This window comes from Sandarakinorhabdus sp. (assembly GCF_040398665.1).
GTDB lineage: Bacteria > Pseudomonadota > Alphaproteobacteria > Sphingomonadales > Sphingomonadaceae > Sandarakinorhabdus.
Genome location: NZ_JBBATQ010000001.1, coordinates 1 through 26,714, shown reverse-complemented (window position 1 = coordinate 26,714; position 26,714 = coordinate 1). Strand labels below are relative to the sequence as shown.

The following is a 26,714-nucleotide window of genomic DNA, read 5'->3' as shown; positions in this document are numbered from 1 at the left end:
GCAGACTGCATGGCCGACCATCCCGCCTTCCTGTTGATTGATCGCACTGCTGCCCTGTTCTGCGGGGTGGCGGCGGGCATTGCCATCGGGCTGGCTTTCGCGCCGCAGTTGAACACGCTCCTCTCCGATGCGCCACCCGGCTTGCCGGCGCCGGTCACCAGCCCGGCCGGCGCACCGCCGGCCGCCGACGGCCTGCCCGCAGATGTGGCCGCTGCCGCAAATGTGCCGGCGGGATTGGCGCGCGCCGTTGCGCAGGGCCGGCCGTTTCGCATTGGCGTGTTTGGTGACAGTTTCGGCGATGGCCTATGGGCGGCGCTGTACAATCAGTTGCCGCGCCGCGAGGCCTTTCATGTGCTGCAATTTTCGCAGCAGGGCACGGGCTTCACCCGTTATCGCCAGACCAATCTGGAACAGGCGCTGGCCGGCCAGTTGAGCGAAGGCCCGGTGGATGTGGCGGTGATCAGTTTCGGCGCCAATGATGTGCAGGGCATTTTCGTCGATGGCCGGGTCGCGCCGTTGCTGTCGCCGCTGTGGCAGGCCGAGATCGCGGCGCGCATCACCCGTTATGTCGGGATGCTGCGCGATCAGGGGGCTGATGTGGTGTGGATCGGCCTGCCGGTGATGCGCGATCCGGCCTTTGACGCCCAGGTGCAGGGCCTCAATGCCTTTCATGCCGGCGTGATGGCGCGGCTGAAGGTGCCGTTCATCGACACAAGGCAGGCGGCGGTCGGCCCCGATGGCCTCTATGTCTCCCATCTGCCCGACAAGCTCAGCGGCGCGCCGTGGCTGGTGCGTGCCGGCGACGGCATCCACATGAGCATGAAGGGCTATCGCCTGCTTACCGCCGCGCTGGCCGTCCGCGTGCGCGCGTGGGGGCAGGCGGCGCGTCGCGGCAAGGCCGTGCCGCCAGAACTGGTGCCGCCACCGGTCGCCTTGCCGCAAACGGATATGGCAAAGGTCGATCCCGCGCTGGCCGAACCAGCGATGGAAGCCGATCCCGCGCCGGCCCAGGCAATGCCGCTGCCGACCGATTTGCTGCCGGTCACGCCGCCCGCCACCGAATTTGTCCCCCCGCCAGCCACGCCACCGCCAGCCACGCCACCGCAAGTCACCCCGCCGCAGGCATGATGCTGGCGCTGCTTGCTCTTGCTGCCGCGCCCTGCCTTGCCAGCCTGTGTGGCGGCGCGTTGCTGGCCGGCGTGCCCCTCAGCCTGGCGGCGATGCCGGCGGACCGCCCGGTGCATATCGTGCAGATCGGCGATTCCCACACCGCCGGTGACAGCATCACCGGCGCGTTGCGCGACGCGTTGCAGGCGCGGCTGGGCAATGGCGGGCGGGGGTTGATGCCCGCCGGCCGCCCGCATCCCGGCGTGCGCACCCGCGGCGTGACCGTCAGCATGGTTGGCAAGTGGCAGTCGCGCGGCCTGTTCGGCAGCGGAGCCGCCGAAACCTGGCCGCCGCGCGGCATCACCGGCTATACGCTGTTCAGCCGTTCCACAGGCGCCGCACTGGCATTGACCGCCGATGCCAGCCAGTCATTCAGCGCCTTTGGCGTGTGCGTGGCCGCCAGCACCGAAGGGCCGCAACTGGCCATCACGGTGGGAGGCCGCACTGAGACAGTGGATTTCACCAGCGACAGCGACACCCCGCGCTGCCAGCGCTTCCCCGCCGATCGCCAAGCCAGCACCGCCAGGCTGGAATTGCTGGCGGGTGAAGCGATCATCACCGGCTGGTGGCTGGAACGCCCAAGCGGCCTGATCCTGTCCAATCTTGGTGTGCCGGGATCGCAACTGCAATTTCTCGGCCGCGCCGATACTGCCACCATGGCGGCGCAGTTCCAGGCGCTGCCGCCCGATCTGGTGGTGCTGGCCTTCGGCACCAACGAAGGCTTCGCGCCCAATGCCGACGCGGCGCGGCTGGAAAGCAGTTTGCGCGAGCAGGTGGCACGGCTGCGCGCCCTTGTCGGCCCGGTGCCGATCCTGTTGCTCGGCCCGCCCGATGCGGCCAGCCGCACCACGGCATTGATCGGCAATGCAGCGGGCCGCGTGGTCGATTGCAATCCGGCCATCGAATCCAGCCCGGAACGGCTGCCGGTCACGGGTTTCGACATTCCGATCTGGAATGATGGCGACGGCGTGCTGGCCTCTGATCCGGTGGCCTTCGCTGGCCCCAATCTGCGCGCGGTGCGGCGCGGGCTGCCGCTGTTCACCCCGCCGGGCCTTGATGTCGTCGGTGCGGTGCAGCGCCGCGTTGCGGCGGATCTGGGCCTGGCCTTCTGGGATTGGCGAGCGCGGCAGGGCGGCGCCTGTGCGGCGGTGCGCTGGACGCAGCAGCGCTTGATGGGCCCGGATTTCATCCATTATTCGCCGGCCGGCGGCGCCGAAGTGGCGCGCATGTTGCTCGATGATCTCGATGCGGCACAGGCCGTCGGAAAGGCAAGCCTTGGGGCAAACACCGGGGCACAGCTCGGGGCGCGCCGCTGATGCTGTTCCCGACGCTGGATTTCGCGATCTTCTTTGTGCCCGTGCTGGTGCTGGTGTGGACGGTCGGGCAGGCCAGCAACGAATGGCGCAAGATCATCCTGCTCATCGCCAGCTGGGTGTTTTACGGCGTGTGGGATTGGCGCTTCGTCGCACTGCTGATCGCGTCGGCGGCGATCAACTGGGGGATTGCCGCGCGCATCCATGCCAGGCTGGAACGCGATGCATCGGCACAGCCCTGGCTGGCGATCGGGGTCGCTGCCAATCTCTTCATCTTGGGCAGTTTCAAATATTACGGCTTCTTCCTCACCGAACTGGCCGGCGTGCTGGCGCGGCTGGGCTGGGATCGCGATCTGCCGGTCATCGAGGTGATCCTGCCGGTGGGCATCAGCTTCTTCACCTTCCAGGGCATGAGCTATCTGATCGACATCGCGCGCCGCCAAACCAAGCCGGCCAGCTTTCTCGACATCACCTTGCTGATGAGCTTTTTCCCCCACCTTGTTGCCGGTCCGATCGTGCGCGCCAGCCATCTGGTGCCGCAGTTCCAGTCGGTGCCGCGCCTCACGCGCGGCATGGTGGCGACCGCGCTGATCCTGATCACCTGGGGATTGTTCAAGAAGACCGTGGTGGCCAGCGAATTGTCGGTGGCGCTGGTCGACAAGGCGTTCTTCGATCCTGCGGCGCAAACCGGTTTTGATCTGCTGGCGGGCGCCTATGGCTATGCCGTGCAGATCTATTGCGATTTTTCGGCCTATTCCGACATGGCGATCGGGCTGGCGGCGTTGCTTGGCTATCGGTTTCCGCGCAATTTCGATCAACCTTACCGGGCGACGTCGCTGCAGGATTTCTGGCGGCGCTGGCATATCTCGCTCTCAAGCTGGCTGCGCGATTATCTCTACATCAGCCTGGGTGGCAGCCGTGGCAGCCTGTGGTTCATCTGCCGCAACTTGGGTGTAACCATGCTGCTCGGCGGCCTGTGGCATGGCGCGAAATGGACCTTCCTGATCTGGGGCGCGCTGCACGGCGGCGTGCTGGCCATGGAACGCATCTGGCGCGAATGGCGCCCGCCGGGCTGGCCGACGCTGCCGACGCCGCTGGCCGTGTTGCTGATCTTCCATGTCGTGGTGGCAGGCTGGATCTTCTTCCGGGCTGAAACGCTGGCCGGCGCGCTGGGCTATTTCGAACAATTGTGGGCGTTCCGGCCGGGCGTGGCGCTGGCCAGTCCGTTGCTGGTCGGGCTGATCGGGCTCGGGCTCGCCATCCATTTCACCCCGCCCACGTTGCTGCCGGTGCTGGCGCGGCGGGTGGCGGCGTGGCCAGCGCCGGTTCTGGGGCTGGCGGTGGGCCTGGCCATCCTGCTGATCGATGCCATGCGCTTTGAAGGCGTCGCGGCCTTCATCTATTATCAATTCTGAAAGGGCGCGCGCGTGGCCGACCAGTTTGACTCGCCTGTGGATGTTGCAGCAGACGCGCAGGGCGTGCCCGGCCTCACCCAAATGGTGACGGCAGTCGGCTTGGCGCTGTTCACCGTGGCCATGCTCAATGCCCATGCATTGGCGGCGTGGGCGGATGGGCTTGAACCGGGCGCACGCACGGCCGCCATCGCCACGGTTGCCCATGGTCTTGCCGACCGCACCGCGGAACGCGGATTCGATGCGCCGCGCCGCGCGCTCAAATCAAGCTGGGACCAGGCAAAGGCCCTGCGCTGGCGCGGGCAGACCGCAGCAGACGCCGATCAGCGATAGAAATCATGATCTTCCAGGCGCGTCAGCTTGGTGCGGCCGCGGAAGAAACGATCGGGCTTGGCCCAGTTGGCATGGAAATACAGCGCGCCCTTGGAATAATCGCGCGTGCTGCCGGATAGCACTGTTCGTGCCACGTCAACGGCTGCGGCCCAGGCGGCGGTGTTGCGATTGGGGTGGTAGCGGCTCAGCCGGAAAAACTGGCCGGGCTGGTTGGCGACATCGCACACATCATCGCCGAACCCGCGCTTGACGCGGTTGACCATGACATGGGCGACCGCGATCTGGCCCTCGCGCGGCTGGTTTCCGGCCTCGTGATGCACCACCTTGGCAATGCAATTGATCTGGCGGGGATCAAGCCGGGGGCGTGCGTCCGGTTCAGGGGCCTGGTCTGCCGCATCCTGCGCGGCGGCCTCCGATTGCGGGGCGGCGGCGGCAGTGGCGATGGGCGGGGCGATATCCGCCTCCTGGCCGGGGCTGGGCTGGGCGGCAACATGGTTGAGCGCCAGCCCTGACGTCATCACGATGGCCGCACTGGCGGCCAGCATCTGCAAACGCGGTGTAAAGGTCACATCTCAAACCGAGACTGCGCCCCTGCGGCAATTGGCAGCGAAAACACGAGCCACCAACGCGACAGGCACGACATGCAGATCAGGCCAAAAGCGAGCCATTCACCTGCCATTCAAAACAGAGCGACGATGTAGCGAGACCGTCACAGCTTCGTCAACCCAATGGCGACGAAGCGGCGGTATCTGTCGGCCAGTGGAGCGCGATCAGCCGTCCAGCAGAGCCTTCAGTCGGTCGTTCACCACGGCCGGCGCGGCCTTGCCGGCCATGGCACGCATCACCTGGCCGACGAAGAATCCGAACAATTTGTCCTTGCCGCTGCGATATTCGGCCAGCTTGTCGGGATTGGCATCGAATATGGCCTGGATGGCGGCATCGATCGCGCCGGTGTCCGAAACCTGCTTCAACCCGCGCGTCTCGACGATGTGGCCGGCGCTGTCGCCGGTTTCGAGCATGGCTTCGAACACTTGTTTCACCAACGGGCCCGACAGCGTGCCGTCGGCGGCCAGCGCCAGCAATTCGGCGAGCGCTTCAGGCGACACCGGGCTGTCGCCAACGCCCACGCCCAGCTTCTTCAGCGCCGCGAACAGATCGCCGGAAACGAAATTGGCCACGCGCCCGGCCACGTCGGCCAGGGGCTTGTTCAGCCGGCCGGCGGTCGTCGCCAGTGCGGTTTCGAACCAGGCCGCGGTTTCCTGTTCGGCGGTCAACACGCCGGCCAGATAGGGTGACAGGCCAAGATCGGCCTGATAGCGGGCACGCTTGGCGACCGGCAGCTCGGGCAAGCTCGCGCGGCATTGCGCCACGAAGGCGTCGTCGATCACCAGCGGCAGCAGATCGGGATCGGGGAAATAGCGGTAATCATGCGCGTCTTCCTTGCCGCGCATCGAACGTGTGGTGCCGGTGCCGGGGTCGAACAGCCGGGTTTCCTGGATGATCTTGCCGCCGCTTTCGATCACATCGACCTGCCGGCGCGCCTCATGCTCCACGGCGGCCATGATGAAACGCACGCTGTTCACATTCTTGGTTTCGGTGCGCGTGCCGAATTCGGCGCCGGCCTTGCGCACCGAAACGTTCACATCGGCGCGCATCGAGCCTTCGTCCATATTGCCGTCGCAACTGCCGACATAGCGCAGCAACTGGCGCAGCGCCGCCACATAGGCGCCGGCTTCGGCCGGCGACCGGATATCGGGCTTGGAAACAATCTCCATCAGCGCGCAGCCGCAGCGGTTGAGATCGACGTAGCTCATCGTCGGGTGCAGATCGTGCACCGACTTGCCGGCATCCTGTTCCAGATGGATGCGCTCGATGCCGATGCGTTTGGTGATGCCATCATCAAGCGTGATGTCGAGATGCCCTTCGCCGACGATCGGGTGATAGAGCTGGCTGATCTGGTAACCCTGCGGCAGATCGGGGTAGAAATAATTCTTGCGATCGAAGCGCGACCAATTGTTGATCTGCGCATCAATGGCCAGCCCGGTGCGCACGGCCTGGCGCACGCATTCGCCGTTGATCACCGGCAACATGCCCGGCATCGCGGCATCCACCAGGCTGACCTGCGCATTGGGCTCGGCGCCGAAGGTCGTGCTGGCGCCGGAAAACAGCTTGCTATTGGCCGTCACCTGCGCGTGCACTTCCAGGCCGCAGACGATCTCCCAATCGCCGGTCTCGCCCTTGATGCGGTACACAGCGGAATCTTTGGCATCCGTATCAGTCATGAAAGGTCTAGTGCGAGGACATGGCGCGCTTTGCAAGTCCTTGATGTCTTCAGGTGACGCTGCGGCGCATCCAGAACGAGCCAGGCTGGTTGGGCAGCGTTTCGCGCAACACCGGGCATGCGTTTGCCAGCATGTCGGGATGATCGTTCGCGAGCCAGTTCAGTGCGCACACAATGTCATAGTTCGGGTTGCCGGACAGAAAAGCCTCCAGCACATATTGCTCGTTCCAGATGCGACGCTCATTCATCAGCCATTGGTGGGGATAGTCGCGCGGTGTGAAAATATCGTGGATCTGGACCAGTACGCCTGGTTTCAGACGCGGATAAATTTCATTGATTTCGAAAATAACGTCACCCTGCGGTCGCAGCACATGCGACGAGTCGACGAAAAATATATCGCCATTCTCAAGTTGATCGAAAAATGCTGGATCGATCTGTTCTATGCGATCTCGAATGACCTCTACGCCAATTTGTTCCAGCCATGGCGATTCGAAAGGCTCGATGCAGATATGTTGGCAAGAATAGCTCTCGTCTTCTGCACGATTGCGCGAAATGGCCAAAGCCGCAACCAGCGTGGAGCGTCCTGATCCGACCTCAATGATCCTTCGCGGTTTGTCTCGCCTTATGACACCGTACAAGATTTCAGCATCGCCACTTTCGAAAAAACCGTTGCGGTAGCCGTAACTGGTTGGAGATGATTGATCCATCGGAATGGCGCGAAGTTCATCGCCGAAATTGAGCCCGTCGAGAAAACTGCGGTGAAGTTCAACATCAAGCTTGATTCCCGGCAACGAACGCGGGCTGTCGAGCGCGAAAAGCAGATCGCGTGGATTGACCGCCGGTGAATAATAATGATGGCGAATGATTGAAATCTGGGCGTCATCGGCGCTGGCCGAAGCGCGCGGCAACTGGCCACGACTGATCGCAAACCGGCGAAGTGCTGGCCCACAGATAGTCAACAATCCTGAAAGAAAAAAATCAGTGGCTGTAATGGCTGTACGCCGAAGGGCGGATTCGGACCTTGCAGAGCGCTTGACAGAAGATGATTCCATCATGAACATATCCATCCATTTTACACTGACTGTATTGTCCATACTGTAAAAATGAAACCAACTTTTTTAGTTTGCAGAAAAATCGTAAATAATGTATAAATCACCAAGAAATTTACATTCTTGATGAAATTACATTTATCAAGAAATCTGCAACAGAATCCGTAATGATCATCCATTATCTTCATTACTAAGGAAAAAATTCTGGCATGTAAATCGTTACCGGACGGAAATCATCAGTGCCGGACCGGTCCACACCGCCAAGCCCAAGCACGCGCCCTTGAGCAGCGGCCGCAACGCCGCAGCAGTCCGCGAACAGTCGCCGAATCGCCAGATTCGCCCTAGATGGCCCCGGCTTCCAAGGGGCGCGTGGCTATGGCCGCGCCGTGAAGTTTGCCGCCCGCTCGATGGCCAGGCCGGCATCGAGCACACCAGCTTCGTCCAGCGGCCGTCCGATGATCTGCAAGCCCAGTGGCAGGCCGGAGGCGGACAGCCCGGCCGGCACGCTCATCGCTGGCAGTCCGGCCAGGCTGGCTGGCACGGTGAACACGTCGTTCAAATACATGGCGAGCGGATCGGCCTTGGCGCCGAACGCGAAGGCCGGGCTCGGCGCGGTGGGGGTCAGGATGACGTCACAGCGTTCGAACGCCGTTTCAAAATCCCGCGCGATCAGCGCCCGCACCTTCTGCGCCTGGGTATAATAGGCGTCATAAAAACCAGCCGACAGCACATAGGTGCCGATCATGATGCGGCGCTGCACTTCCTTGCCGAAACCCGCGGCGCGGGTGGCGGCATACATGTCCTGCACATTGCCGCCGGGCGGCTGCACGCGCTGGCCATAGCGCACGCCATCATAGCGGGCGAGGTTGGACGAAGCTTCCGCCGGCGCCACGATATAGTAAGTGGGCAGGGCATATCTGGTGTGCGGCAGCGAGACCGAAACGATCTCGGCGCCGGCGTCCTTCAGCCAGGCAATGCCGGCATCCCACAGCGCGGCGATTTCCGGGTCCATGCCGTCCAGGCGGTACTCGGCCGGAATACCGACGCGCTTGCCGGCCATGCTGCCAGTGAGCCCAGCGGCAAAATCCGGCACTGCCGCATCGAGGCTGGTCGAATCGAGCGGATCGAAGCCGCACATCGACGTGAGCAGATGCGCGCAATCGGCCACGTTGCGTGCCATCGGCCCGGCCTGATCGAGGCTGGAGGCAAAGGCGATGGTGCCCCAGCGTGAGGCGCGGCCATAAGTGGGCTTGATGCCGGCGATGCCGACAAACGCCGCCGGCTGGCGGATGGAGCCGCCGGTATCGGTGCCGGTCGCGCCGGCGCACAGCCGCGCCGCCACCGCAGCCGCCGAGCCGCCCGATGAGCCGCCCGGCACCAGATCGGCATCGCTGCCAGACGCCTTCCACGGGCTGATCACCCGGCCGAAGGCGCTGGTTTCGTTGGATGAGCCCATGGCGAACTCATCCATGTTGAGCTTGCCGAGGAACACCGCGCCATCGCGCAACAGATTGGCCGACACGCGGCTTTCATAACGCGGCACAAAGCCCTGCAGGATCTTCGATCCCGCCGTCGTTTGCACGCCATCGGTGCAGAACAGATCCTTGATGCCCAGCGGAATGCCGGCCAGTGGCCCGGTGCGCGTGCCATCATCCACCGCGCGCGCCTGCGCCAGCGCCAGTTCCGGCGTTTCGGTAATGAAGGCGTTCAGGTGCCGGTTGGCGGCCATTGCATCCAGATGCGCCTGGGCCAGCTCCACGGCGCTGAACGATCTTGCGTCCAGCCCGGCCTTCATTTCGGTCAGGGAGAGGTCAGTCAGGCTCATTCGATCACCTTGGGCACCGCGAAGAAGCCGCTGGTGGCATCCGGCGCGTTGGCCAGCACCTTGTCCTGGATATCGCCATCGCTCACCACATCGGCGCGCCAGCGCAGGGTGCCGGGCATGACGCTGGCCATCGGCGCGACACCGGTGGTGTCCACCTCGCCCAGTTGCTCGATCCAGCCCAATATGCCGTTCAACTCGCCGGTCAGGCCCGGCACGTCCTCTTCGGCAACGGCAATGCGCGCCAGACGCGCAATTTTCCGCACAGTTTCATCGGTCACAGACATGGCTTGCCGCTAGCAGGCGGCGCGCGCGCCAACAAGGGGGCGAAGCGTCCCGATAGGCCCCGATCAGACCAGCGCAGCCCGCGCCAGCCCGGCCACGTGCGCCAGCATCGCCGGTGAAGCCCCGCCGTCGCGGGCCTGGCCGATCGGCGCAGCGATGCGCGCGACCTTGGCGGCCTCGCGCGCCAGCCAGTCGCTGGTCGCCGCCACCGGATCGTTGCCGGCCGGCACGATGCGGGCCAGCAGATCAAGCCGCAGCTGTTCGAAATCGCGCACCAGCGTGGCGGTGAGCAGCCGTTCCCAGGGATCGACCGGCGCCAGCGCTGCCGCTGCACCGCGCGCCCAATCCAGCCCGGTGGCCTCCCCCAACATCGTGTAGGCCTGCGCCGTCGCCGCCACGTCAAGATCGCGGCTGGCAGCCAGCAGGGCCGTGCCGATGGCGCCGTCCAGCGCCAGGATGCGCACCACGGCGGCGGCGAGATCGACCGGTGCCCCCGCCGCAGCCAGGCGCGCCGTGACCCGATCGAGCTGCCCGCGCACTTCCAGGCGCAGCAGTTGATCCAAGGCGCTGCCCAGGGCAGCAACGCCCGGCGCCAGATCAGCCACCAGCACAGACGCGTCGCGCCCGCTGCCCAACCGCAGCAGATCGGCCATCTGCGCCCGCAGCGCGCCTTGCGCCTCGCGGTGCAGGGTGGTCGCGGCGGCAGCGGACACATCGGCGGTATCGATCGCGGCCCACAAGGGGCCCATGCCAAACAGCTCACGCGCGGCCACAAAGGCGCGCGCCACATCGGCCAGGCTGGCACCCAGTTCTTCGGCCAGTTCGAACGGTGCGGCGAGGCCGGCGCGATTGATCAGTTCATTGGCCAATTTCGTCGCCACCAGCTCGCGGCGCAGGCGATGGTGCAGAATCGCATCGCGGTGTGCCAGCATCGCCGCCGGGAAGGCCGCAATCAGATCAGCCTCCAGCAGCGGATCATCCACCACAGTGCTGGCCACCAGCGCCTCATAGGCGGCCATCTTGGCATAGGCCATCACCACGGCCAGTTCGGGCCGGGTCAGCGCCTCGCCGGCCGCGCCGCGGGTGGCCAGCCCATCGTCGCTCGCGAGGCCTTCGACGCTGCGATTCAGCCCGGCTTCGCGTTCCAGCGTCTGGATCAGCCGGCGCAGCGCCGGCATGGCGGCGCTGCCTCCGGCCTGTGCCAGGCTGAGCGCCTGGGTCTGCAGACGATTGTCGCGCAGCACCAGCGCCGCGACATCATCGGTCATCGCCTTCAGCAAAAGGTCGCGATCCGCCTGGGTGAGGCGACCGGCCGCCACTTCGCCGTTCAGGGCGATCTTGATGTTGACCTCGTGATCCGAACAATCGACCCCGGCGCTGTTGTCGATGAAATCGGTGTTGATGCTGCCGCCCGCCCGCGCATATTCGATGCGCGCCGCTTGGGTCAGGCCCAGATTGGCGCCTTCGCCGATCACCCGCGCGCCCAATTGGCGCGCATCGATGCGCAGCGCATCATTGGCGCGGTCGCCGGCATCGGCGTGGCTTTCGGTGCTGGCCTTCACATAGGTGCCGATGCCACCGAACCACAGCAGATCGACCTGCATCTTCAGGATGGCGCTGATCAGGTCGGCGGGGCTCAATGTGGCGGCGTCCACGCCCAGCATCGCCTGCATCTGCGGCGACAGCGGGATGGCCTTCAGGCTGCGCGGGAACACGCCGCCGCCGGGCGAAATCAACGCCTTGTCATAATCGTCCCAGCTCGATCGCGGCAGCGCGAACATGCGCTGGCGCTCGGCAAAGGCCGCGGCAATGGCGGGTGCCGGATCGATGAAGATGTGGCGATGATCGAAGGCCGCGACCAGCGCGACGGCCGGCGACAGCAATAGCCCATTGCCGAACACATCGCCCGACATGTCACCCACGCCGGCCACCCGCACCGTTTCGGTCTGCACATCGATGCCCAGCTCGCGGAAATGCCGCTGCACCGAAATCCACGCGCCCTTGGCGGTGATCGCCATCGCCTTGTGGTCATAACCATTGCCGCCGCCGCTGGCGAAGGCATCGACTAGCCAGAAACCATGCGCCTGGGCAATGGCATTGGCGGTATCGGAAAAGGTCGCGGTGCCCTTGTCGGCCGCCACCACCAGATAGGGATCGGGCAAATCGTGGCATACCACGCCGTCTGGTGGCAGCACCGCGCCATCCACCGCCAGATTGTCGGTGATCGACAGCAGGGCGCGGATGAACACGCGATAGGCTTCGGTGCCTTCGGCAAACCAGGCGTCGCGATTCGAGGCCGGCGGCAACAGCTTGGGATAGAATCCGCCCTTGGCACCGGTGGGCACGATCACCGTGTTCTTCACCTTCTGCGCCTTCACCAGGCCCAGCACTTCGGTGCGGAAATCATCGCGCCGATCCGACCAGCGCAAGCCACCGCGCGCGATCGGGCCACCGCGCAGATGGATACCCTCCACCCGCGGCGAGAACACCCAGATTTCGCGATAGGGCACCGGTGCCGGCAAGCCCGGCATGGCCGCCGAATCGATCTTGAAGGCCATGGCTTCCGGGCCGCCGGGCACGAAGAAATTGGTGCGCAATGTCGCCAGCATGGCGGCACGGTACAGGCGAATGATGCGATCATCATCGATGCTGGCCACATCGGAAAGGCCAGCATCGATGCGCGCCAGCACGGCCTGTGCGGTCTGGCGGTCGGTCACATCCAGTCCAAAGCGCGCCGTGAAAAACGCCACCAGATCGCGGGTGATCGCCGGATAGCGGCGCAAGGCCTCCACCACCGTCATCACGCCATAGGTGACGCCGGTCTGCCGCAGGTAGCGGAACCAGGCGCGCAGCAGGGAGGCATCGCGCGCTTCCAGCCCGCAGGCCAGAATCAGCGTGTTGAAACCATCATTCTCGCGTGAACCGGTCAGCACATCGGCCAGCGCCGGTGCCACCCGGGCCTGCAGGCCCGCCGGATCGGCCAACAGCGCCGCGTCGGGCACTTCGGCGAGGAAATCATGCACCCAGCCCAATTGCCCGCCGGCCAGATCGAACGGATATTCCTCGATCACCTTCAAGCCGAAATTCTCCAGCACCGGCACGGCTTCGGAAAGCGGGATGATGCGGCCCAACCGATAGATTTTCAGCCGCACCTGCGCCGATGCCGCGTCGGCGGGGATGACTGGCATGATGCGCACGGCGCGGGCGCGATCATCGGCCAGATCGGCCAGCGCCAATATGTCGGCCGCGGCTTCGGCCGGCTGATGCTGGGCGCGATAGCTGGTGGAAAAGGCGCGGCCATGGCTGATGGTCAGGCGCGCCGCGCGCGGGCCATCCACGCGCTCTGCCAGCGCGGCTTCCAGATCCTCTTCCCAGCCGCGCACAAGTTGGCGCAGGCGCCGATCGAGCCCGGCGGCCACATCGGGCGTGAAGCTGGCGGTATCAGCCACATCAACCACGAAATGCACACGGGCCAGGCCCTCCTCGCGCAACTCGACCTCGTAACGGGTAATGCGGCCCTGCAGTTCCTGCGCCAGCATCTGCCCCGCCGCCTCGCGCAGCCGCACCGAATAACCATCGCGCGGTACATAAACCAGCACCGACACAAACCGCCCGAACGGATCGGCGCGGGCAAACAATTTGGGACGCGGCCGATCAAGCAGGCTGAGCAGGCCCAGCGCCATCGCCTGCAACTGTTCGGGGCTGGCCTCGAACAGCTCCATGCGCGGGAAGCTTTCCAGCACATGCACCAGCGCCTTGGCGGTGTGGCCGGTCTCGCCGAACCCCAGCGCATCGATGATCTCGCCCACCTTGCGGCGCAGCAGCGGCACCTGGCGGGGCGACGTGCCGAGCGCGGCTGAGGTGTAGAGGCCCAGGAATCGGGTTTCCGATACCACCCGGCCCTGCCGATCAAAACCCTTCACGGCGATCAGATCGCCGTTGACCCGGCGATGCACGCTCACCACCGCGCCGGCGCGGGTGATCAGCAGCGGTTCCGGGCTGGCCAGCAAGGCCTTCAACTCGCGCGGTGTATCATTCGCGCCGCGCACCCCGGACCACAGGGGATAATCCGGATCGGCAAGCAGCCCCAGGCCGACATCGCTGGCCGGCTGCATCGCCGGATCATCAAGATCGCCGTCAAGCCGATAGCGCCGCGCGCCCAGCAGGGTGAAATTGTCCGCCGCCAGCCATTCCAGAAACGCCATGGCTTCGGCGGTACGGTGCGGCGCCAGCGGCGGCGGATTGTCCGACAAGGTGCGGATGCAGGCTTTCAGCAGGGCCAGCATCGCCGGCCAATCGGCCACGGCTGCGCGCACATCGGCGAGCACCTGGCCCAGGCTGTCGATCAACGCGGTGCGCGCGTCGCCGTCCACCCGCTCGATCTCCATGTAGATCATCGATTCGCGGGCCGTGCCCGGCGCTGGCGCGGTGCCGGCGGGCACCATCGCAGCCAGCAACCGGCCGTCGCCATCGCGGCGCACATCGACAATCGGATGCAGCAGACGGTGGATGTCGATGCCCGCCGCGGTAATGGCGGCCGCGGTCGAATCGACCAGGAAGGGGCGGTCTTCGCCGATGATCGCCAGCCGCAGCCGGCGACCACTGGCGTCATCAGGCGGGTCGAGGTGGATCACCGCCGCATGCGCCAGCCGCTGCGCTGCGGCCTGGCCCATGAACGTTGCGACACCGGTACGGCCGGCATCATCCAGATCCTCGATCTCGCCGGGCAAAGCCTGGGCAAAGAAACATTCTGCCAAGGCCGCCAATGCCGCCGTTGGGGCGGCACCAGCAACGGCTGCACCGTCAAAACTATCAGACACCAAGCTCGCTCCCGCGATGTTCGTCGTGCGGCTTATGCGCCTTGCCTGCAGGAATGAAAAGTGTGCTGATGATATCATTTCCATAGATGCGTGATTTTGATCACATCCGGCATGGGCTCCCGGCGCGCGAACGGCTCGCCAGCCGGCGGCAGGCGGCCGATGTCGGCAAAGGCGCCGGCCAGTTCAGCGCGCAGGCGTTTGGCGGCACTTTTTGACAGGATCTCGCGCCAGCTCAGCACGATCTGCACCATGGCGGCCGGATCGCCAGCCGCCGGCAGCGGCAATGCCAAACCGCGCACCAGCAACTGCGCGCCCATCGGATCGTTCACGCTGGCTTCGAACGGGATCGGCATGGGCTGCAACGTCACCAGTTCGCACGCGGCCACCAGTTCCTCGCCCAGCCCGGGATCGCGCAGCAGTGGCAGGCCGGCCATCAGGCCAAAACGCGCCGACACCGGGCCGCCGACGCTGTCGATGATGGCCCGCCCCGCGGGATCGCGCACCACCAGGCTGTGATCGAAAAACGCCTGCAGGGCCGTGGCGATGTCATGCTCGGGCGCGTTCTGCCAGGCGGCCAGCGCCCGATTGGTCAACCGGCGTTCCACCACCACACTGCGCGGGACCTGATCGACGCGCAGCGGCCCGGTGCGAGGGCGGCTGATTGCCTCCAGCGGCGGCGCGGTGCGGTTGCCAGGCAGGGAATGGCTCATGCTCCTGATAACGACGTTCGGGGCCGAACATTGCGCTCCCTCTTGCCAGCACTCCCGCCCCCTGATAATCGCCTCCTCCTTCCCCGGAGCCGCTTTAGCTCAGCCGGTAGAGCACATCATTCGTAATGATGGGGTCAGGTGTTCGAGTCACCTAAGCGGCACCATTAATTTTCAATTAATAAATTGCTTTCGTTCTGAGAGCGATGGCCGGGATGATCATGCAGGCGATACGTCAAATTTGGCCGGCCTCTCGGCAAAAGCCGATTATTCGGTTCATCCGGCGCGAGCGTGACGGTTCATTGGTTGTTGGTGCCAGCCGTGTCGCCGATGCCGCGGCCGGTGGTGAATCGTTTGCTCTGGATCATGAGAGCAATTTCTTCAGTCCTTCACGAAACATTCCGTCGCACGTATGATCTACAAGAAGGCGAAGGAGGGTCCGTGATCCGCGATCAGCGAAGCCGGTCAGTGAAGAATTTCGCGATCACATCATAAGCCTCGCGCGCTTCGGGCACGCGGACATCGTAGAAGAAGGCGTGGCGGCCGCCTTCCCATACGTGCAAACGGGCATCGACATCATTGGCAACAAGCTTGCTGTGCAGATTGACGGCGCTGCTCAGCGCAAAATCGCGGGTGCCGACGACGATCAAGGTCGGCGGGAAGCGGCGCAGCGTGGCAGGATCGGAAGCGGGGAATGCGGCGGAATCATCTGGGCGCGCGCCCTGCATGTAGCCGCGGGGTGGTCCGCCGGCCGGGCCGTCGGGTGCTTCGCCGTCGCCCAGCACCATGCCGATGATGCGGCTGTCGCCGCCCATGCCCGGATCGCCGCCGGCGCAAAACACGCCGGCGGCCGCTGGCGCCGGCAGGTCGTGGGTCTGGAACCAGGCCAAGGATTGCGCTGTGAGCAAACCGCCGGCCGAGCATCCGAACAGGCCGATGCCTTTGGCTGGAATCTCCTTGAGAAGGGCGCGATACACGGCAGCGACGTCTTCGCTGGCAGCCGGAAAGCGTGCGGCCGGGGCGAGGCGATAATCGATGCTGACCACCTTCAAGCCGGTGAGTGCGGCGATGGGGATGCTTTCAAGCCCACCGCATTCGGTGAAACACCCCACAAAACCGCCACCGTGGACGTTAATCAGCAGCTGCCGGCGGCGAGATGGGGCAACACCGCCGTTCGGTTCATAAATCAGGACAGGGACGCCGGCGATGCGATCCTGGCGGACGGTGACCGGAAAGGCCACCTTGGTGCGCTCCAGCCGCGGGCCGAACAGCGCGGCGTTGAAGGCGTCGAGCGGCGCGCCCTTCAGCGCGCGTTCGGTGAGGATATGTTCGACGCGTGACTGGTTGCCTTCCGGGCTCATCAAATCGCTGGAGGGCACATCCAGTGCGGGAACGCTGGTCTGGCCGTCCTGGCCGAGCGGCACCGGACCGGCAGCGGCGGGCGCGGCAAATGCCAGGGCAGCGATCAGCAGAGGGACGACGGGGCGCATGGCTATTTCTCCGGGCCGCTGGGGGAGCGACCGAACAGGCGTTCGATAAAGATCACGATGAGGGGCACCACCAGCGCGACATAGATGTTGTCGATGCCCCCAGGGTTGTCGAGCAGGTACCAGCCCGTTGTCATCGCGGCCGAGGCGCCCAGCGCCAGGGTGGCGCCGCGCGCAGTGGCATAATGCGGCAGGGTGAGGCCGATGACCGCGACGATGGCGATGGAGAGACGCAGTGCGCGGGTGAAGAAGGAGAGCTTGAGGATTTCGGGCACGAACAGCGCGAACAGAAGTGGGAGGAAAGCGATGACAATGGCCACGATGCGGGTGGCCCGAAATTGCTGATCGGCGTCCGGCGCGCGCCAGGGCACATAGAAGTCGCGGATGACAAGTGAGGCAATCGCCAGGGCCACTGTGCTGACCGAGACGAACACCGATGCCACCAGCGAGACGGTCACGGCGGTTGCCATCCACAGTGGCATGCGGCCGAGGAACATCGGCAGCGCATAAAGACTTTCAAGATCCGGTTGGACAAGCTTGGCGGCAACGCCGATGGCCGCGAGCATGAAACCGATCGGGAAGCAGAACAGCGAGGCGTACAGCGCCGCCTTGCGGGCCTCGCGGGCATTGGCCGTCGACGATATGGCCTGGATGATATACTGGGTCGAGAAGATGGCGCCGATGGTCGCGATCGTCCAGGCGACAATGGTGGCGATGCCGATCTTGCCATCCCACGAGAAATAGTCCGGCGGCAAGCTGGCCTGCAGTTCCGGCACCCCGCCCGCCGCGGTGACGGCGACCGCGGCCAGTATGGCAATTCCGGCCAGTTTCAGCGCGCTGTGCAGCAGCGTGACATAGGCAATGCCCTTCATGCCGCCAAAGACATGGTAGAAGGTGCTGACCAGCGCGATGATGACCATCGACCAGCTCAGCTTCATGCCCAGAATCTGGCTGATCGCCGCAGCGCCGCTGACATAGTTGCCGACATTCACCAGCAGCAGCGCATAGATCATGATGATGGAGACCATGGTCATGGTGCCGCGCCCATAGCGCTGGGAGATTGCTGCCGAGATCGTGTATTCGCCGGTGCCGTAGATCCGGCCGGCAAAGAACAGGCCGAACAGCAGGAAGCCGAGGGAGGCGCCGATCACCGACCACGCTGCCGCCATGCCCGACTGGAAGGCCTCCTGCGCGGTGCCGATCGTCGATTTTGCGCCGATGAACTCGGACATCAGCAGCACGCCGACCACGAGCGCCGGCATTGCGCGGCTGCCGACCATGTAATCGGCGTTGGTTCGGCTGCGCAGGCGATAGGTCAACCAGCCGGTGAAGGCGATATAGGCAGCGATCGCGATGAAGATGATCGCGGTTTCGGCCGGTGTGAAGGGAGAGTTGGCCATGACCGGGCCTATTGCGCCAGATCGCGCATGACGCGGATGAGATCGGATTTGCCTTCAAAGCCGATGCCGGGAAGCGCGGGCATGACGATATGGCCGGCCTCGACGCGGACGCCGTCAGGGAAGCCACCATAGGGCTGGAAGAGATCGGGGTAGCTTTCATTGCCGCCAAGGCCGAGGCCCGCCGCAATGTTCAGCGACATCTGATGGCCGCCATGCGGAATGCAGCGCGACGGCGACCAGCCGGCCTCGCGCAGCACGTCAAGCGTGCGCAGATATTCCACCAACCCATAGGACAGCGCGCAATCGAACTGCAGCCAGTCGCGATCAGGCCGCATGCCGCCATAGCGCAGCAGGTTGGCGGCATCCTGATGGCTGAACAGATTTTCACCGGTTGCCATGGCGCCGGGGTAGAACTCGGCCAGCGCCGCCTGCAGGCGATAGTCGAGCGGGTCGCCGGCTTCCTCGTACCAGAACAGCGGATACTCCCGGAGGGCGCGGGCATATTGGATCGCCGTGAGCGTATCGAAGCGGCCGTTGGCATCGACGGCGAGCTGCGCGTCGCTGCCGATTTCGGCGAGCACGGATTCGATGCGGCGGCGATCGATGGCGAGGCTCTCGCCGCCGATCTTCATCTTCACGACGGTGTAGCCGCGATCGATGTAACTGCGCATTTCGGCGCGGAGCGCGGCGTCGTCCTTGCCGGGGTAATAATAACCGCCGGCCGCATAGACAAAGACGCGCGGATCGGGCGTGCGATCGGCGCGTTCCGCCAGCAGGTGGAACAGCGGCTTGTCGGCAATCTTGGCGACGGCATCCCACACCGCCATGTCAATGGTGCCGACAGCGACGGAGCGTTCACCATGGCCGCCGGGCTTTTCATTGGTCATCATCGCCGCCCAGATGCGGTGCGGGCACAGATTATCGCCGCTCTCATCGAGCAGCGCAGCCGGTTCGGCCTCGCGAATGCGGCCGGCGAAACGCTCGCGGATCAGGCCGCCCTGACCATAGCGGCCATTGGAGTTGAAGCCATAGCCGACAACCCGGCGGCCATTGCGTTCGACGTTGGTGACAACCGCGACGAGGCTGGCGGTCATCTTCGAAAAATCGATGTAGGCGTTGCGGATAGGCGAGGCGATCGGCTTGGTGACTTCGACGATATCGAGGATGCGGATGGTCACGACAGGTTCCTGATGGCAGCGGCGGTCACAACGAGGCGCCGCCGCAGATGATGAGCTGCTGGCCAGTGATGGCACCGGCTTCGGGGCCAAGGAGAAAGGCCGTGGCGGCAGCAACCTCCGCCGGTTCCACATAGCGGCCGATAGGCGGCAGAAGCGGCGGCACGCCCTGGCGGTCCGGATCGGCGAGCATCGGCGTTGCCGTGGCGGCGGGCGCCACGATATTGGCGGTGATGCCGCGCGACGCCACTTCGGCAGCGAGCGAGCGCACATAACCGATCAGAGCCGCCTTGCTGGCTGCATAGAGGCCCTTGTTGGCCGCGCCGGCGCTGGTGCGGCTGCCGATGGCGACGATACGGCCCCCGGCGGGCATGGCCGGCACCATTTTAGCCGCCAGCAGGGCCAGCGCCCGCACATGCACGGCCCACATCAGGTCGCCGTCGGCGTGGGCGGCTTGATCATGAGCACCGGTGCGCATCAGCCCTGCGGCATGAACCAGGGCGTCGGTGCCAGCCAACGCAAGGCCGGCTTGTGCCGCGCTTTCGGGATCTGCGAGGTTGGCCATGTGCCAGCCTGCCAACGGCGGCAGATCGGCGTTGTGCGGCCGAAGATCGATGCCCGTCACGGCCCAGCCGTCCGCCGCCAGGCGGCGGGCGATGGCCGCACCGATGCCGGATGCGGCACCGGTAACGGCGACTGTGCGTGCCGCGGCCATGTCGGTTTCAGGCGGCGAGGGCTGGCGAAATGCCGGCCGCCTTTACCGCAGCGGCGATGCGAGCCAGTTCTGCGACGCTGGGCTCCACGGTGGGCGGCCGCATGCGCCCGCTGGGCAGAATGCCGGCTTCGACCATCGCCGCTTTCATGCAGGCATGGGCTTCGCCGGTGGGTTCGCCGCTGCCGTAAACCGCATCCTTCAACGGATCGATCAGCTTTTGCACGCGCTGTGCCTCGGCCAGATTGCCCGCCTTCACGGCCTGCAGCAGATCCCAGATCAGGCCGGGGATTAGCGAGGCGAAGCCGACGAGGGCACCGTCGATCCCCTGCACCATCGAGGCCAGCAGATATTCATCGTGGCAGGTGAGCAGCGCCTTTTCCGGCGCCACCGCGCGGATGGCGGCGAGGTCGCTGGCATATTTGTTCATCTCGCGGGTGCCGATCTTGAACGCCTGTACCGCCTCCATCTGGGCCAGTTCGGCCAGCAGCGCCGAAGGGAAGGAGGCCTTGGTCCAGGCCGGATAGACATGGACGACCAGCGGCAGGCCCGATGCGCGGGCAATATTGTCGAAATAGTCGATGACGTGCGACGCGCGGAATCCGAAGCGCAGCCAGTGGTGCGGCGGCATCACGTCCAGCGCGCTGGCACCTGCATCGCGCGCCATCAATGCATGTTCGGCGGCCTCGGCCGTGCCTTCGCACACGATGGAGGAGATGACCGGCACCTTGCCGGCAACGGCTTCAACCGTCAGGCGGGTCACCTCGGCGCGTTCGCGCGTGGTGAGCGAAAAGACCTCACCGGTGTGGCCGTTGGTCATCAGTGCCTTTATGCCGGGCTGGCCGCACAACCAGCGCGCAAAATGCGCAAGTGCATCGGCATCGATGCTGAAGTCGTCCCGGAACGGAACGGCAGTGGCCGGGATCAGGCCTTTGAAATCGATAGCGCTGTGCACCGGCACGAAACTCCTGTTGGGGGCGTCAAGGGGATAGGGGATGGGCGGCCGTGGCACCGGCGGCACGAACAGCCAACGATAGCTGTTGCGCGGCCGCGCAGGTCGGGCCGGCGGCCGCGGCGATGAATTCGTCCAGCGTCTGGCCGAAGGTGGGCGCGGCCACGCTCATGGCGGCGATCGGCACGCCATCGACATCGGTGATCGGCGCCGCCAGCACGCGTAAGCCCGTGACGGTTTCCTGATCCGACACCGCAAAGCCGTCGCGCCGCACCTGATCGAGTGTGGCCAGCAGCGCATCAATGTCGGTGACGGTCTGTGCCGTCAGCGGCTTGGGCGGATTGGCTTCAAGAATGGCGCGTTCATCTGCGATTGGCAGGTGCGCAAGGATGGCGCGGCCCAGCGCCGACGAGAAGGCGGGCACCCGGTTGCCGACCCGCACATCGACGGCGAGGCGCTGGAGCCCGGCCTGGATGCGTTCGACATAGACGACCTCGTGATGATCGAGGACTCCGATGGACGCGGCTTCGATGCGTTCGTTCACCAAAGAGCGCAGCAACGGGCGGGCCAGCGCCCGAATGTCGGAGCGGGCGATGGCGTTGAAGCCAAGTTCCAGGCACTTGAAGGTAAGCCGGAAACGCCGGCTTTCGGGCACCTTTTCGACATAGCCGAGCGCGACCAGGGTCGTGAGCATCCGGAAGGCGGTGGCGTTGTCGCAACTGGCGGCGCGCGCGACGTCGGCCAGCACCAACTCGCTGGTGTCGGGCCCGAAGGCTTGCAGCACGGCAAAGGCCTTGGCCACAGACTTCACGATATTCTTGTCGTCGCTCATTTTCGAATTCCTCACGACACCCGCAGAGGATGCTTTGCTAAGCATCAGCTTGCCCGCAGGCAACACGGGCGGCGCGCAACGCCGGGAGAGAGCGGCAGGACGCATCATTTCCGATGCTGGCCAAAGAAATCCAGGATTTGCGGCAGTGCGATGTCGAAGCCGCTGGCATGGGTGCCGCCAGGAATTTCGAGATAGCCGGGACGAAGACCGTTGCTGCGCAGGAGCGCGACGGATTCAGCCACACGGTCTCGCATGCCCAGCTCGTCGCGATCACCCACGACCGCCAATATGGGCAGCTGTGCCAGCCCGGAGACATAGTCCTGCTCGACCCCGCCGAAGGCCGCTGGCGCGATCGCGGCCCACCGCTGTGGATGCCGGGCCCCGATCCACCATGTCCCGGCCCCGCCCATCGAATTGCCGGTGAGATAGGTGCGTGCCGGATCGACATTGTATTCGGCGGCCACCAGATCGGCGACGGCGAGCACATCGGCCTCACTGTGACGCCGGCGCGTCTCTTCGGGAGCGAAGGCGCGCATGCCGCGGACGCCGTATCCGCTGTTCAGCCGGTAGCCGAGCGGTGCGACCACGATGATGCCGCGCTGTTCGGCGAGTGCCTGCAATCGCGCACCAGCCCGGCCAAGCATGTTGGTCTCGTCAAGGTTGGCACCGTGCAAGGCCACGACCAGCGGCCATTTTCGATCCGCTCGCCATGCCTTGGGCACATAGAGCTGAAAAGGCAGCAACTCCCCGGTCGGCGCAAAGCGGTATGCGCGGTTCTGAAGGCCAGTGGCCTGGACAACAGGATCAGCCTCCTTTTCGAGTGCTTCGGCAATCGCTTCGGATCGCCTGAGCGCGGCGGGAAAATCATAAGAGATGACTTCGCGGCGGCCGGCGTTCAGCGCGGCGGCGAGTTCGAACGGGTAAAGTGCTGTCGCCCGCGCGCTGTCATGCCCGGACGTACGGTCGAGGCGCGCCGAAATCGCCTGCTGCCGCGCCGCAAGATTGTTGACGATGTGGAAGCCGCTGGCCAGTTGGTCGCTGCCACCATCTGGGGCTGTCACCCGCGCCTGCGCAATATAGAAGCCGTCGGGCAGGCCTTTGAGATCGACCTTGATCGATTGGATTTTGCCGGTGAGCTTGTCGCTCGCCAATCGGCGCACCGTCTCACCGGGCTGCGGCGTTGCGGATGCCGTTGGTGTCGCGCGCAGCAGATCGAGTTCATATCGCCCGCCGGGCACAGCTGGCGTCGCAAAGCCCGGGGCGAAGATCATCACCGCAGCGTTGCCGGTGGCAACGGGCTGCGCGGGCGACAGGGATGTTGCAGCAACCATCGCCTGGCCGGCTGTCCACGGCTTGCCGAGCAACAGCGACGCCGCCTGCATCAAGCCCCGGCGCGCCTCCGTGTCCGGCTTGCCCTGGGTGGCAGCCACCAGCCTGTCGACCTCGGCCACCAGCTCCGGCGCCACGCCGGGGGTGCGGCGCAGTCCGGCGACGGTCTGTTCCAGCACCTGCCGGGTCGGGCGGAACGCAAGCCGCCAGACGGCGCTAGCACGCGCTTTCTGGGCGGCATCGTTGCTTTCATAATCCGAAAGCACGGTCTGGGCGTCAGCCGGCTGGCAAAGCGGCGCCGCCGTCGCAACCAGCAAGGCCAAAGGAGCGAGTGCGCGGCGCATCACATTTCGAACCGCAGGCCGAACTTGTATGAGCGGCCGACATAATCATACGGGTTGCCGCCAAGATTGATGGCAGCAATCGCAAATTCGGGCGGATTGCGGTTGGTGAGGTTGGCCACGTTGCCAAAGAGCTGCACTTTCCTGCCCGCGATCTTCAGATCATAGGCCAGATTCAGGTTGAACATGGCCTGTGGCTCGAACCGGTTCTTGTTGATGCTGGTGGAAAGCGCCGGATTATATCCCGCCTCGCCGGGGCCGAAAAACAGGGGCGAGTAGGAGATGCTGGAGAAGGTGCGCATCTGCAGACCGATCGTGATCGGATCCAGATGATAGCTGAGGAATGCACTTGCGGTCTGCTTCGGCGCGGAATTCTGATAACCGGCAAAGTCGAGCGTGGTGCCACCCGGGCCGGCGAGGTCGGTGCTGCGATAATGGCGGAGCCAGGATATGAACATGGACGCATCGATCTCGCCGGGCAGGCCCACGCCAGCCAGGCGCGTGCGATAGCCGATCTCGGCATCGACGCCTTCAACATCGAGCAGCGATTGGTTGAACGGCTGCACGAAGATCTTCGCAATGCCAAATGGCGAGTTGTCGAAGGTGATGGCCGAACAATAGATCTGCTGCCCACCAAAGCAGCGCGCCAGCACATCCGTCGCGCCGACCGTGGCGATCACGTCCTTCACCTTGATGCGGTAGTAATCCAGCGAGAGCCGCAGGCCGGCCAGCGCATCGTGCCCTTCATAGGTGATGCCGGCCGTGAACGTGTCGGCCGTTTCCGGGCGCAGCGCCGCGTTGCCGGTCGTTTGCACCGGCAGGCGATCCGATTGGCCGTTGAAGGGATTGACGAAGGAGCCGGTCGCCGAAACCCCGCCCAGCAAGAACAGGTCCGAAAGCGATGGCGCACGAATGTCACGCGACCGCGTGGCGCGCAGGCGCAGGCCCTCCAAGGGCTCCAGCGTGCCGCCGACCTTCCACGTCGTGACCGACCCTGACTGCCGGTAATTGGTGCGTCTGATCGCGCCGTTCAGCGAAATCTGATCGAGTATCGGCAGTTCGATTTCGGCATAGGCTTCCTGCACGCGTTCCCTGCCGCTGTAGGACCGGTTGTTGCCGGCAGAATACAGCCCACGGATCTGCAGATCGTCTGCCACCTGATCCAGCCCGTCCCAGCGTGCTTCGGCACCGACGGCGATCTGCGCGTTGCCCCCCGGCAGGCGGAATAGCGGACCCGACAGATTGACCGCCGCCACGGTGCGATCCATCGTGATCTCCGTCGGTTGGAAGCCTGACACATAGTCGCGGACCGCATCGGTGACATTGCCGACCCCGAACGGATTCATCGGAACGCAGCCGGGCAACACATTTCCGGGCTGAACGGAATTTGTCAGGCGGTTGGGAGCGAAATTGGGATTGCTGGCGATCGGGCCGCAGACCACGTTGCCACTGCTGTCGCGCACCGCAAACAACGCAGCAGAGAGATTGGCTTCGCGCGTGCTGTAGACCTGGGCGTCGACTGTGGAGCGGCCGTGGGTGAACGAGGCATCCCACCTGAACTTGTCGAAAATGCTGCCCTTGACCCCGATGACCCCCTGGGCGCTCTGGTAGGTGTTGTCGGCCGACGTTCCCAGCCAATCTGTATTGACCCGGCCCATGTTGAAGCTGGCGATGTTGTTGGCCGTCATCTGCGCCCGGATCCCGGCTGGCAGGAACGGATTGTCTGCCCGGATGGTGATTGCAGCCGCCTGATGATGTTGCGAGAAGGTGACCACACGGCTGCGCGCATAGTTCACGTCGGCAAACAGCGTCATGGTTTCGGAAACGTCGAAGCTGATGCGCGCCATCGACGCCAGTTGCTCCAGCGGCTGCTTGAGGTTCCATTGCGCCATCGGCGTCGCGATCGGGTTGCTGTTGGAATTGATCATCAGGTTGCCGAACACCGGCCCGCGCACGAGCGGGCTGGTCGTGCCATCGGGATTGAATGTCAACTGGTTGAGCACGGTCGATGCTGCCCCGGTGAGGGTGGTGGCGCTGTTGATCACGCCGCCCGGGGTCTGGTTCGCGAACTGCACGCCATTGGCCCAGCCGAACGCAGCCGTTCCGGCAGGGCGCGACGCGCCGAAGGAGATCGGGTTGCCGCTGTTGCCGGGCTGCACGGCGCTCCAGGGACGGCTGTAGATGTTTCCGACGCCCCAGTTCTTGTTGTAGTCCACACCGACCACCAGACGCAGCCGATCGCCGGCACCGTTGATCCCGAACGCGATGTTGGCGCCGACTTCCTCGTTGTCACCATGTTCTGAAATGCCGCCGTAAATGGAACCCCTGACCCCTTCCAGGCGGTCGGCAAGGATGAAGTTGACGACACCTGCAACCGCGTCGGAGCCATAGGCAGCCGAAGCGCCGCCGGTGACGACTTCCATGCGTTTCACAAGGCCCAGCGGAATGATGGCCGTGCTGGTCGTGGCAGACGGGTTGGTCGGCACCATGCGGCGGCCGTCAACCAGCGTGAGGGTCCGCGCCCCGCCCAGACCGCGAAGATTGGCGATGCTCTGGCCGGTCGTGGTGCTGCCGGCATTGCGCTGTACCTGGTTCGGGCCGGAGTTGTTGCGGAACGCCGGAAGCTGCGAGATGACGTCGTCGAGGGCGGCAGGCGCAAGCTGAAGCATCTTGGTTGAATCCAGGACGGTCACGGGCGTTGGCGCTGCGACACCCGACGCAACGATGCGGCTCCCGGTCACCACCAGTTCCTGAACGCTCGCCTCTTCCGCGGCATCTGCAGTCGTGGCCGGCTGGGCCTCTTGAGCCATTGCCGGAAGATTGCCCAGCGTGAGCGCGATCAGTCCCGTACCCAAAAGCCAATTGTGCCTCATCGTCCAACCCTTCCCCACGCCTAATGTTCGGAATGCGAACTTTTGTTTGTATCATAAGGCTATGGCGATTGAGGGGTGCTGTCAAGCGCCTGGTCCGTCCTCAAGATCGACAGCGGGGCGCAGCCGGACTGGTGGCGAAAGCCGGATGTTATCCGTTTGGGTGTAGGGCTGAATGTTTCAGCGCCATCGCGCTTCTGTTGCCGAGCGGCTCCACGCCGTCCCATTCCAGTAAGGAAATGCCGGGGTGGGTTGGCAAAAGGCCGATACTCAGCTTCCCGTGTTCTTGGCTGGTACCCGCATTTCAGCAGCCTGGCCGTTGCTTGCCATGCGCCAATTCAAAATCTTCTGGTCAGGCTTGCTTGGGAATTTCTAGAGCGGTTTTCGATCAGGTTGCATCATACCCGCAGGCGGCGAAGTAATTGGC

The 26,714-nt window shown here is 64.9% G+C and carries 20 protein-coding genes and 1 tRNA gene; 6 read left to right on the top strand and 15 right to left on the bottom strand.

Features of this window, described 5'->3' with window-relative positions:
* The first annotated feature begins 9 nt into the window (after positions 1-9).
* From ABWP22_RS00105 to ABWP22_RS00090, 4 genes are read left to right on the top strand one after another with little or no spacing between them, the layout of a single operon-like run.
* Positions 10-1,128, top strand: coding sequence for an SGNH/GDSL hydrolase family protein (locus tag ABWP22_RS00105; RefSeq protein WP_353197891.1), 1,119 nt, complete (start codon positions 10-12; stop codon positions 1,126-1,128).
* Complete coding sequence (locus tag ABWP22_RS00100; RefSeq protein ID WP_353197890.1) at positions 1,125-2,483, top strand: GDSL-type esterase/lipase family protein; 1,359 nt, start codon at positions 1,125-1,127, stop codon at positions 2,481-2,483. Before ABWP22_RS00105 ends, ABWP22_RS00100 begins: the two co-directional genes overlap by 4 nt.
* Complete coding sequence (locus ABWP22_RS00095) at positions 2,483-3,895, top strand: MBOAT family O-acyltransferase (protein ID WP_353197889.1); 1,413 nt, start codon at positions 2,483-2,485, stop codon at positions 3,893-3,895. Before ABWP22_RS00100 ends, ABWP22_RS00095 begins: the two co-directional genes overlap by 1 nt.
* A 12-nt stretch (positions 3,896-3,907) precedes the next feature.
* Entirely contained in the window at positions 3,908-4,225 is a 318-nt protein-coding gene (locus ABWP22_RS00090; RefSeq protein WP_353197888.1) for a hypothetical protein, read from the top strand.
* Here ABWP22_RS00090 and ABWP22_RS00085 read toward each other — a convergent pair.
* From ABWP22_RS00085 to ABWP22_RS00055, 7 genes are all read right to left on the bottom strand, one after another.
* Entirely contained in the window at positions 4,216-4,770 is a 555-nt protein-coding gene (locus tag ABWP22_RS00085) for a cell wall hydrolase (RefSeq protein ID WP_353197887.1), read from the bottom strand. The two genes, ABWP22_RS00090 and ABWP22_RS00085, sit on opposite strands and share 10 nt — an antisense overlap.
* 225 nt (positions 4,771-4,995) lie before the next feature.
* Entirely contained in the window at positions 4,996-6,507 is a 1,512-nt protein-coding gene (gatB, locus tag ABWP22_RS00080; protein ID WP_353197886.1) for an Asp-tRNA(Asn)/Glu-tRNA(Gln) amidotransferase subunit GatB, read from the bottom strand.
* A 49-nt stretch (positions 6,508-6,556) separates the two neighbouring features.
* Positions 6,557-7,600, bottom strand: a complete 1,044-nt coding sequence (locus ABWP22_RS00075) for a class I SAM-dependent methyltransferase (RefSeq protein WP_353197885.1) — start codon at positions 7,598-7,600, stop codon at positions 6,557-6,559.
* 328 nt (positions 7,601-7,928) lie between these two features.
* Positions 7,929-9,380 carry an Asp-tRNA(Asn)/Glu-tRNA(Gln) amidotransferase subunit GatA gene (gene gatA / locus ABWP22_RS00070; RefSeq protein WP_353197884.1) on the bottom strand — a complete coding sequence of 484 codons (1,452 nt, stop codon included), beginning with the start codon at positions 9,378-9,380 and terminating at the stop codon, positions 7,929-7,931.
* Positions 9,377-9,664, bottom strand: coding sequence for an Asp-tRNA(Asn)/Glu-tRNA(Gln) amidotransferase subunit GatC (gatC, locus tag ABWP22_RS00065; protein WP_353197883.1), 288 nt, complete (start codon positions 9,662-9,664; stop codon positions 9,377-9,379). The genes gatA and gatC overlap by 4 nt, the downstream gene beginning before the upstream one ends.
* Before the next feature lie 63 nt (positions 9,665-9,727).
* Positions 9,728-14,482 (bottom strand): NAD-glutamate dehydrogenase, encoded by a 4,755-nt coding sequence (locus ABWP22_RS00060; RefSeq protein ID WP_353197882.1) that lies wholly within the window; start codon positions 14,480-14,482, stop codon positions 9,728-9,730.
* Positions 14,483-14,556: 74 nt separating this feature from the next.
* Positions 14,557-15,192: a GNAT family protein gene (locus tag ABWP22_RS00055; protein WP_353197881.1), complete on the bottom strand. Its 636-nt coding sequence runs from the start codon at positions 15,190-15,192 to the stop codon at positions 14,557-14,559.
* An 88-nt stretch (positions 15,193-15,280) separates the two neighbouring features.
* Between ABWP22_RS00055 and ABWP22_RS00050 the strand changes: the two genes are divergently transcribed.
* A tRNA-Thr gene (locus tag ABWP22_RS00050) sits at positions 15,281-15,356 on the top strand.
* 39 nt (positions 15,357-15,395) lie between these two features.
* Positions 15,396-15,605, top strand: coding sequence for a hypothetical protein (locus ABWP22_RS00045; RefSeq protein ID WP_353197880.1), 210 nt, complete (start codon positions 15,396-15,398; stop codon positions 15,603-15,605).
* A 36-nt stretch (positions 15,606-15,641) separates the two neighbouring features.
* Here ABWP22_RS00045 and ABWP22_RS00040 read toward each other — a convergent pair whose 3' ends face one another.
* From ABWP22_RS00040 to ABWP22_RS00005, 8 genes are all read right to left on the bottom strand, one after another.
* Positions 15,642-16,679: an alpha/beta hydrolase gene (locus tag ABWP22_RS00040; RefSeq protein ID WP_353197879.1), complete on the bottom strand. Its 1,038-nt coding sequence runs from the start codon at positions 16,677-16,679 to the stop codon at positions 15,642-15,644.
* A 2-nt stretch (positions 16,680-16,681) separates the two neighbouring features.
* Entirely contained in the window at positions 16,682-18,076 is a 1,395-nt protein-coding gene (locus ABWP22_RS00035; protein ID WP_353197878.1) for a sodium:solute symporter family protein, read from the bottom strand.
* 8 nt (positions 18,077-18,084) lie between these two features.
* Complete coding sequence (locus ABWP22_RS00030) at positions 18,085-19,254, bottom strand: mandelate racemase/muconate lactonizing enzyme family protein (RefSeq protein ID WP_353197877.1); 1,170 nt, start codon at positions 19,252-19,254, stop codon at positions 18,085-18,087.
* Between the two features lie 25 nt (positions 19,255-19,279).
* On the bottom strand, positions 19,280-19,966 hold the full coding sequence (locus tag ABWP22_RS00025) for an SDR family NAD(P)-dependent oxidoreductase (protein WP_353197876.1): 687 nt from the start codon (positions 19,964-19,966) through the stop codon (positions 19,280-19,282).
* Positions 19,967-19,973: 7 nt separating this feature from the next.
* Positions 19,974-20,918 carry a dihydrodipicolinate synthase family protein gene (locus ABWP22_RS00020; RefSeq protein WP_353197875.1) on the bottom strand — a complete coding sequence of 315 codons (945 nt, stop codon included), beginning with the start codon at positions 20,916-20,918 and terminating at the stop codon, positions 19,974-19,976.
* Between the two features lie 25 nt (positions 20,919-20,943).
* Positions 20,944-21,747: an IclR family transcriptional regulator gene (locus tag ABWP22_RS00015; RefSeq protein WP_353197874.1), complete on the bottom strand. Its 804-nt coding sequence runs from the start codon at positions 21,745-21,747 to the stop codon at positions 20,944-20,946.
* A 104-nt stretch (positions 21,748-21,851) separates the two neighbouring features.
* Entirely contained in the window at positions 21,852-23,420 is a 1,569-nt protein-coding gene (locus ABWP22_RS00010) for a carboxylesterase family protein (protein WP_353197873.1), read from the bottom strand.
* Positions 23,420-26,227: a TonB-dependent receptor domain-containing protein gene (locus ABWP22_RS00005; protein ID WP_353198400.1), complete on the bottom strand. Its 2,808-nt coding sequence runs from the start codon at positions 26,225-26,227 to the stop codon at positions 23,420-23,422. Before ABWP22_RS00005 ends, ABWP22_RS00010 begins: the two co-directional genes overlap by 1 nt.
* Positions 26,228-26,714 lie beyond the last annotated feature (487 nt).

Bases quoted from the DNA above. Each gene is read 5' to 3' on its own strand.
- ABWP22_RS00095 (WP_353197889.1), top strand. From the start codon at position 2,483: ATGCTGTTCCCGACGCTGGATTTCGCGATCTTCTTTGTGCCCGTGCTG.
- ABWP22_RS00015 (WP_353197874.1), bottom strand. From the start codon at position 21,747: ATGAGCGACGACAAGAATATCGTGAAGTCTGTGGCCAAGGCCTTTGCC.
- gatC (WP_353197883.1), bottom strand. From the start codon at position 9,664: ATGTCTGTGACCGATGAAACTGTGCGGAAAATTGCGCGTCTGGCGCGC.
- ABWP22_RS00010 (WP_353197873.1), bottom strand. From the start codon at position 23,420: ATGCGCCGCGCACTCGCTCCTTTGGCCTTGCTGGTTGCGACGGCGGCG.
- ABWP22_RS00075 (WP_353197885.1), bottom strand. From the start codon at position 7,600: ATGGACAATACAGTCAGTGTAAAATGGATGGATATGTTCATGATGGAA.
- ABWP22_RS00040 (WP_353197879.1), bottom strand. From the start codon at position 16,679: ATGCGCCCCGTCGTCCCTCTGCTGATCGCTGCCCTGGCATTTGCCGCG.
- ABWP22_RS00045 (WP_353197880.1), top strand. From the start codon at position 15,396: ATGGCCGGGATGATCATGCAGGCGATACGTCAAATTTGGCCGGCCTCT.
- ABWP22_RS00100 (WP_353197890.1), top strand. From the start codon at position 1,125: ATGATGCTGGCGCTGCTTGCTCTTGCTGCCGCGCCCTGCCTTGCCAGC.
- ABWP22_RS00055 (WP_353197881.1), bottom strand. From the start codon at position 15,192: ATGAGCCATTCCCTGCCTGGCAACCGCACCGCGCCGCCGCTGGAGGCA.
- ABWP22_RS00105 (WP_353197891.1), top strand. From the start codon at position 10: ATGGCCGACCATCCCGCCTTCCTGTTGATTGATCGCACTGCTGCCCTG.
- gatA (WP_353197884.1), bottom strand. From the start codon at position 9,380: ATGAGCCTGACTGACCTCTCCCTGACCGAAATGAAGGCCGGGCTGGAC.
- gatB (WP_353197886.1), bottom strand. From the start codon at position 6,507: ATGACTGATACGGATGCCAAAGATTCCGCTGTGTACCGCATCAAGGGC.
- ABWP22_RS00035 (WP_353197878.1), bottom strand. From the start codon at position 18,076: ATGGCCAACTCTCCCTTCACACCGGCCGAAACCGCGATCATCTTCATC.
- ABWP22_RS00025 (WP_353197876.1), bottom strand. From the start codon at position 19,966: ATGGCCGCGGCACGCACAGTCGCCGTTACCGGTGCCGCATCCGGCATC.
- ABWP22_RS00005 (WP_353198400.1), bottom strand. From the start codon at position 26,227: ATGGCTCAAGAGGCCCAGCCGGCCACGACTGCAGATGCCGCGGAAGAG.
- ABWP22_RS00085 (WP_353197887.1), bottom strand. From the start codon at position 4,770: ATGCTGGCCGCCAGTGCGGCCATCGTGATGACGTCAGGGCTGGCGCTC.